The organism is Streptomyces sp. MZ04, from assembly GCF_004684775.1.
GTDB lineage: Bacteria > Actinomycetota > Actinomycetes > Streptomycetales > Streptomycetaceae > Streptomyces.
Map to the genome: position 1 here is coordinate 1 of NZ_SRIC01000375.1, position 6729 is coordinate 6729.

The following is a 6729-nucleotide window of genomic DNA, read 5'->3' on the forward strand; positions in this document are numbered from 1 at the left end:
GTGCGGTCAGGAGAGTGTCCAGATCGGTGTTCACAGCGCGCCCCACGGGTCGAGCCAGTGTTCTACACCACCGATTCTGGGCACTCTCCGTCATTCCGGACAGAGCCAAAGCGCATCAACCATCTAGCCGCGCGAGCCCGTGCGGCGCAGGCCCGCCGCCACCAGGGCCGCCGCGGCGAGCACCACCGCCGCGTCGATCAGGAGCACCGTCTGCGTCCCCGCCAGGAGATCCGTCCCCGTGGTCGCGAGGACGCCGAGCAGCGGGATGCCGATGGTGATGCCCACCTGCTGGGTGGAGGTGACCAGGCCCGTGGCCAGGCCCTGCTCCTCGTCCGGGACGCCCGAGGTGACCGTCACGCCGTACGAGATGATCGCGCCCAGGTGGAACATGCTGGCGATCGAGACGCCCGCCGTGGCGAGCCAGACCGACCAGGCGCTGTCGTTGATGCCGAGCAGTGCCGCGATGAACAGGCCCTGGCCGATGAGCGAGACGACGAGCGTGCGGTGCGCTCCGAAGCGGCTGATGACCCTCGGTGCGTAGATCCCGGCGACGACGGAGAGCGCGCCCTGCACTCCGAAGACGAGACCGGTCTGGAAGGCGGAGAGGCGCAGGACCTCCTGCAGATAGAGCGTGAGGACGAAGATGACGGCCGACATCATCGAGAAGGTGACGAGCCCGCCCAGGTTGCCCCACGCCACCGTCCGCCGCCGCAGCATCGGCAGGGAGACCAGCGGGGACGCGGCGCGCGACTCGACGTAGCCGAAGGCCGTGAGCAGCAGGACGCCGGTGATGAGCGTGACGATGACGTCGGTGCCGCCGAAGCCGCGCTCGGCGGCCGTGGACAGGGCGTAGATCAGGGCGAGCAGACCGCCGGTGACGGTGACCGCTCCCGGGATGTCCAGGCGCGGGCGGTCAGGGGTGCGGGACTCGGGCAGCAGGCGGGGCGCCAGCGGCAGCACGATCAGCGCGAAGAGGGTCAGCAGGCCCATCGTGGAGCGCCAGCCGAGCGTGTCGGTGAGTACGCCGCCGAGCACCATGCCGATGGTGAAGCCGAGCGAGAGCAGGGTGCCGGAGATGCCGAGCGCCCGGTCGCGCTGCGGGCCCTCGGGGAAGGTCGTCGTCAGCAGGGACATGCCGGTCGGCACGATCGCCGCCGCTGCCACGCCCTGCAGCGCGCGTCCGGCGAGGAACGACGCCGGGTCCCAGGCGAACGTCGCGAGCACCGAGGCCAGGCCGAACAGGGCGAGCCCGCCGAGGAACAGCCTGCGCCGCCCGAACAGGTCACCGGCGCGGCCGAAGAGCAGCAGGAAGCCGCCGGAGGGCAGGGCGAACGCGGTCACCGCCCACTGCAGCGCGGACTGGCTCATGCCGAGGTCCGGGCCGAGGACGGGCAGCGCCACGTTCAGTACGGAGAAGTCCAGCGCGACCATGAACTGGGCGGCGCACAGCACGAAGAGGACGAGCTGGTCGCCGGTGGAGAGCTTGGGGGCCTGAGGTTGCCGCGGCGCCGCGGGAGCGGCTGGTGTGGAGGAGGGGGTGGAGGTGTCGATCGCCATGCCCTGAGCATCCGGCGTCCGGAATAGCCGTGGGGAGCTGGAACTTATGCTGGTGGTCGGAACACCAGGCAGGGGGAACTGCACATGGCGGGGACGAGCGAGGCGGCGGCGGTGCGGCCGCAGGACGCGTCCAAGGCGAGGCGGCTCGGTGAGCTGCGCGAGTTCCTGATGAGCCGACGGGCCCGGGTCAGCCCCGCGGAGGCGGGTCTTCCGGACGGCGGGGCGCGACGGCGTACGCCGGGTCTTCGCCGTGAGGAGGTCGCCGTGCTCGCCGGGGTCGGCGCGTCCTGGTACCAGTGGCTGGAGCAGGGCCGCGACATCTCGGTGTCGCCGCAGGTCCTGGACTCCGTGGCGCGCGTCCTGAAGCTGTCGAGCGCCGAGCGGCGGCATCTGTACATCCTCGCCGGTCTCAACCCGCCCGCGCCGGAGGTCGAGCAGGCCGACCGGGACATGTGCCACGGCATGCAGCGCCTGATCGACACATGGATGCCGTACCCGGCGCACATCATGGACCGCTACTACAACTGCGTCATGTACAACGACGCGGCCGGGATGGTCTTCGGGATGCGCCCCGAGATCACCCAGAACTGCCTCGTGGACTTCTTCACCGACCCCATCTACCGCTCGCGGAGCCTGAGTTGGCAGGAGAACGCGGCGCGGGTCGTGGCGCAGTTCCGCGCGTCGTGCTCGGAGTACCCGGAGGACGAGGGATTCCAGGCGATCCTCGCCGAGCTGCGGGAGTCGGCGGGCGAGGAGTTCACCGAGCTGTGGGAGCGGCGGGACATCCAGCCCGCCGGGCAGGTCCTCAAGGAGCTGACGCATCCGCTGGTGGGCGCGCTGCACGTCGAGTCGACGGCGCTGCGCGTGCCGGCGCGGCCCGACCTGACGATCGTCCTGCACACGCCGCTGGACGAGGCGGAGACGGCGGCGAAACTGGAGTGGCTTGCGTCGCCGGAGGGGCGGCGGGGGTCCATGTTTCCGGTGGCGATGTAGCTCCGTATGCTCGGATCATGACCGAGAGCACCGCGTCGCTGGGCGCTGAGGACCGGAAGATCGTGACGCTGGCGCGTTCGGCGCGGGCGCGGAACGGGGTGCCCGAGGGCGCCGCCGTGCGGGACGAGACGGGGCGTACGTATGTCGCCGGGACCGTCGCGCTTGCTTCCCTGAACCTTTCCGCGCTGCGTACGGCCGTGGCCATGGCGGTGGCGTCCGGCGCCGAGTCCCTCGAGGCGGCGGCGGTCGTCTCCTCCGCGGAGGCGCTGTCTCCGGAGGACCTTTCCGCGGTGCGGGACCTGGGCGGGGCCGGGACGCCGGTGTTTCTGGCGGGGCCTGATGGTGAGGTCCGGGTGCGGGCCGAGGCCGGGTGACCTCACCCGCTGCCGCTAAGCCGACCGGAACCCGATCGTCGGCACCGCGCGCCGCAGCGGCCACGGACGCGTGACCTCCGGGATCAGGCCCTCCAGGAAGCCGTAGCGCTGCAGCGCCGCCGGGTCCTGGTCGTCGATCTCCCGCACGGTGCGCCACCACGCGGCGACCTCCGCCCAGCCGGGCGCCGACAGGGAACCGCCGAACTCCTGCACCGACAGCGCCGCCGTGAGCCCCGCGAAGGCGAGCCGGTCGGCCAGCGGCCAGTCCGCGAGCGTCCCGGTCACAAAGCCCGCCACGAAGACGTCGCCGGCCCCCGTGGGGTCCAGCGCCTCGACCGCGATCGCCGGGACCTCGGCGGTCTCGCCGGTCCGCCCGTCCACCGCGTACGCCCCTTCGGCGCCCAGCGTCACCACGACGAGCGGAACGTGCTCGGTCAGCGCCCGCGCGGCCGCACGCGGGCAGTCCGTCCGCGTGTACCGCATGGCCTCTTCCGCGTTCGGCAGGAACGCCTCGCAGTGCTCCAGGTCCGCGAGCCCCGCCAGGTCCCAGCGCCCGGTGTCGTCCCACCCCACGTCGGCGAAGATCCGCGTCCCCTTGCGGGCGGCCTGGGCGATCCACGGTGCCCGCGCGGCGGGCGTCAGGGAGGCGACGGCGGCACGCGCGCGTGGCGGGCAGTGCGGGGCGCCGCCGTCCGGGGCATCGGCGTCGGGCGGCGGCTCGTGCCCGTGGCTGACCATGGTCCGCTCGCCCTCGTACGCCATGGACACGGTCACCGGGGAGTGCCAGCCGGGCACGGTGCGCGACGGCGTGAGGTCGATGCCCTCGCCCTGGGCGAGCGCGTCCCAGCAGTACTCCCCGTAGTGGTCGTCCCCGAACGCCGCCGCGAGCGAGGTGCGCAGGCCGAGCCGGGCCAGCGCGGTCGCCATATTGGCCACGCCACCGGGGCTCGACCCCATCCCGCGCGCCCAGGACTCGGTCCCGCGCACGGGCGCGGAGTCGAGCCCGGTGAAGATGATGTCGAGGAAGACCGTGCCGGTGAGGTAGACGTCGCAGGCCGGATCACCGGCTCTGCGGGCTGCCTTGAGCGGGTCGACGCTGGGTCTGAGGGGTACGACCATGCAGGCAACGTAACCGAAAGAGCTTTCGGCCACGCGGTGTGGCACGGCATGGAGTCGTTCATGCCGTGCCGTGTACCTCGGGGGGCCAGGAGATTCCGAGCCCTGCCTCGACGGCACGGCGACGGGACGTTGGGCCTATGAGGGCCGTGTCAGCCGTAGAGCTGAGCGATGGAATCCATGCGCGTAACTCCGCCCCCGACGATCAGTCGAACGAATAATCCGCGACCTCGGCGAGATACCGCGCCCGCAGCGCCTCGTCCTCCGCGCTCCCGTCGAGGAAGGACGCCTCGAAGGAGTTGCGCGCGAGCTCCCGCAGCCGCTCCTGGTCGATTCCCAGGGCTTCCCGCACGGCGTGGAAGGTGTCGCCGACATAGCCGCCGAAGTACGCGGGGTCGTCGGAGTTGACCGTACACAGGAGGCCGGCGTCCATCATCCGCGCCAGCGGGTGCTCTTCGAGTACGTCGATGGCGCGCAGCCGGACGTTGGACAGCGGGCAGAGCGTGAGCGGCACCCGCTCCCGCACCAGGCGCTCCACCAGGTCCGGGTCCTCCATGCACCGCAGACCGTGGTCGACGCGCTCGACGCCCAGGACGTCCAGGGCCTCGGTGATGTACGCGGGCGGACCCTCCTCGCCCGCGTGCGCGACCCGGCGCAGGCCCAGCGCGGCGGCCGCCTCGTACACCTCGCGGAACTTGGCGGGCGGGTGCCCGACCTCGGCGGAGTCGAGCCCGATGCCGATGATCCGGTGGAGGTGGGGCTTGGCGGCGTCCAGCGTCTGGAGGGCGGACTCGGCGGACTGGTCGCGCAGGAAGCACATGATGAGCCGGGTCGAGATCCCGTGCCGCTCCTCGCTGCGGTCCAGGGCGCGACCGAGCCCTTCCATCACGGTGCCGATGGCGACGCCGCGCGCCATGTGCGCCTGCGGGTCGAAGAAGATCTCGGCGTGCCGCACGCCCTGCGCGGCGGCCCGCGTCAGATAGGCGTCGGCGAGCTCCTCGAAGTCCCGCTCGGTCCGCAGGACGGCCATCAACCCGTAGTACAGGTCGAGGAAGGACTGCAGGTCGTCGAAGAGATAGGCCTTGCGGAGCTCTTCGGTGTCCGCGAACGGCAGGGTGACGCCGTTGCGGGCGGCGAGGGCGAAGGCCAGCTCGGGCTCGAGCGTTCCCTCGATGTGGAGGTGGAGTTCGGCTTTGGGAAGGGGCATGGGCTCGGCTCACTCAGGTGGTTCGTTTGGGCAGGGGTACACGCAACAGGTCCTGCGCGACGGTGAGTTCACCGTCGAACCCGGCCTCCCGGGCCTGCTGCTCGAAGACGCGGGAGTCGGGGTAACGCTGACTGAAGTGGGTCAGTACGAGATGCCGGACACCGGACTCCATCGCGACGCGTGTCGCCTGGCCCACGGTCAGGTGCCCGTGATCTATGGCGAGTTGCTCGTCCTCGTCGAGGAAGGTGGACTCGATGACGAGCATGTCGCAGCCCTCAGCGAGCGCGTAGACGCCGTCGCACAGCCGGGTGTCCATCACAAAGGCGAACCGCTGCCCCCGCCGCACGGAGCTCACCTCGTCGAGCGTGACGCCTCGCAGCACACCCTCCCGCTGCAGCAGCCCCACGTCCGGTCCGGCGATCCCCCGCGCGGCGAGCAGCTCGGGCCGCATCCGACGGCCGTCGGGCTCGGTGATGCGGTAGCCGAACGACTCGACGGGATGCGAGAGCCGGACGGCGTCGAGCGCGAACGAGGAGGAGACGGCCAACTGCCCGTTGCCGTCGACGGGTTGCTCGATCAGCGGGACCGTCTCGCGGTAGGCGGTGGCATACCGCAGCCGGTCGAAGAAGTGCTGGCCGGAGCGCGGGAAATGAACGGTCACCTCATGCGGGACCCGGTCCAGATTGATGCGCTGGATGACGCCCGGCAGACCGAGCGAGTGATCGCCGTGGAAGTGCGTGACACAGATCCGGTGCAGGTCGTGCGCGGCGATCCCGGCACGCAGCATCTGCCGCTGCGTGCCCTCGCCGGGGTCGAAGAGGATCCCCTGTCCGTCCCAGAGCAGGACGTAGCCGTTGTGGTTGCGGTGCCGGGTGGGGACCTGGCTTGCGGTGCCGAGGACCACCAATTCTCGTACGGACAAGGTGAGTTATCCCGGGGGCCACTGGAGGCCGCGTCCGCCGAGGACGTGGGCGTGTGCGTGGAAGACGGTCTGGCCGGCGCCGGAGCCGGTGTTGAAGACGATGCGGTAGCTCTCCGCCTTCTCCTCGGCGGCGACCTCGCCGGCCTCGCGGAGAAGGTCGGCGGTGATGGCCGGTTCGGCGGCGGCGAGGGCGGCGGCGTCCGTGTAGTGCACCTTGGGGATGACCAGGATGTGGGTGGGGGCCTGCGGGTTGATGTCCCGGAAGGCGACGGTCGTGGCCGTCTCCTTCACGACGGTCGCGGGTACGTCACCCGCGACGATCTTGCAGAACAGGCAGTCTGCCTGCGGTTCTCCCGCCATGGGGCGCCTCCGGTCCGAGCCGATTCACTATGCCCCCGCATGCTATCCGGGCTGCGCCCGCGCCAGGCCGCCTCTCCGCCCCCGGCAGCATGGGGCTGCACCCCGCCTCCCTGCTTCATCGCTCACCCGGCATGGGGGCTGTGCCCACCCGTTCCGCCCTGCGGAACGCCTGCCCACAGCGGGGGCGGACGGCAGCGGGC

7 protein-coding genes are annotated in these 6729 nt (G+C 71.5%); 2 read left to right on the top strand and 5 right to left on the bottom strand.

Annotated features, from left to right (window positions below):
* Positions 1 to 123: 123 nt before the first annotated feature.
* On the bottom strand, positions 124 to 1557 hold the full coding sequence (locus tag E2651_RS39590; protein WP_135336123.1) for an MFS transporter: 1434 nt from the start codon (positions 1555 to 1557) through the stop codon (positions 124 to 126).
* 168 nt (positions 1558 to 1725) lie between these two features.
* On the opposite strand from E2651_RS39590, the gene E2651_RS39595 reads away from it, so the two are divergent.
* Positions 1726 to 2550 carry a helix-turn-helix transcriptional regulator gene (locus E2651_RS39595; protein ID WP_245239504.1) on the top strand — a complete coding sequence of 275 codons (825 nt, stop codon included), beginning with the start codon at positions 1726 to 1728 and terminating at the stop codon, positions 2548 to 2550.
* A 17-nt stretch (positions 2551 to 2567) separates the two neighbouring features.
* Positions 2568 to 2924: a cytidine deaminase gene (locus E2651_RS39600; RefSeq protein WP_135336125.1), complete on the top strand. Its 357-nt coding sequence runs from the start codon at positions 2568 to 2570 to the stop codon at positions 2922 to 2924.
* A gap of 15 nt (positions 2925 to 2939) precedes the next feature.
* On the opposite strand, the gene E2651_RS39605 is transcribed toward E2651_RS39600, so the two are convergent.
* The 4 genes from E2651_RS39605 to E2651_RS39620 all read right to left on the bottom strand — a co-directional run bounded on the left by E2651_RS39605 (position 2940) and on the right by E2651_RS39620 (position 6529).
* Positions 2940 to 4043: a PfkB family carbohydrate kinase gene (locus tag E2651_RS39605; RefSeq protein ID WP_135336126.1), complete on the bottom strand. Its 1104-nt coding sequence runs from the start codon at positions 4041 to 4043 to the stop codon at positions 2940 to 2942.
* A 202-nt stretch (positions 4044 to 4245) separates the two neighbouring features.
* Complete coding sequence (locus tag E2651_RS39610) at positions 4246 to 5247, bottom strand: adenosine deaminase (RefSeq protein WP_135336127.1); 1002 nt, start codon at positions 5245 to 5247, stop codon at positions 4246 to 4248.
* 13 nt (positions 5248 to 5260) lie between these two features.
* Positions 5261 to 6169, bottom strand: a complete 909-nt coding sequence (locus E2651_RS39615) for a ribonuclease Z (RefSeq protein ID WP_135336128.1) — start codon at positions 6167 to 6169, stop codon at positions 5261 to 5263.
* A gap of 6 nt (positions 6170 to 6175) precedes the next feature.
* Positions 6176 to 6529: a histidine triad nucleotide-binding protein gene (locus E2651_RS39620; protein ID WP_135336129.1), complete on the bottom strand. Its 354-nt coding sequence runs from the start codon at positions 6527 to 6529 to the stop codon at positions 6176 to 6178.
* Between the last annotated feature and the right edge of the window lie 200 nt (positions 6530 to 6729).

What these genes read in the sequence shown, in the direction of transcription:
- E2651_RS39595 (WP_245239504.1), top strand. Translation starts at nt 1,726, where the DNA reads ATGAGCCGACGGGCCCGGGTCAGCCCCGCGGAGGCGGGTCTTCCGGAC.
- E2651_RS39620 (WP_135336129.1), bottom strand. Translation starts at nt 6,529, where the DNA reads ATGGCGGGAGAACCGCAGGCAGACTGCCTGTTCTGCAAGATCGTCGCG.
- E2651_RS39610 (WP_135336127.1), bottom strand. Translation starts at nt 5,247, where the DNA reads ATGCCCCTTCCCAAAGCCGAACTCCACCTCCACATCGAGGGAACGCTC.
- E2651_RS39605 (WP_135336126.1), bottom strand. Translation starts at nt 4,043, where the DNA reads ATGGTCGTACCCCTCAGACCCAGCGTCGACCCGCTCAAGGCAGCCCGC.
- E2651_RS39590 (WP_135336123.1), bottom strand. Translation starts at nt 1,557, where the DNA reads ATGGCGATCGACACCTCCACCCCCTCCTCCACACCAGCCGCTCCCGCG.
- E2651_RS39600 (WP_135336125.1), top strand. Translation starts at nt 2,568, where the DNA reads ATGACCGAGAGCACCGCGTCGCTGGGCGCTGAGGACCGGAAGATCGTG.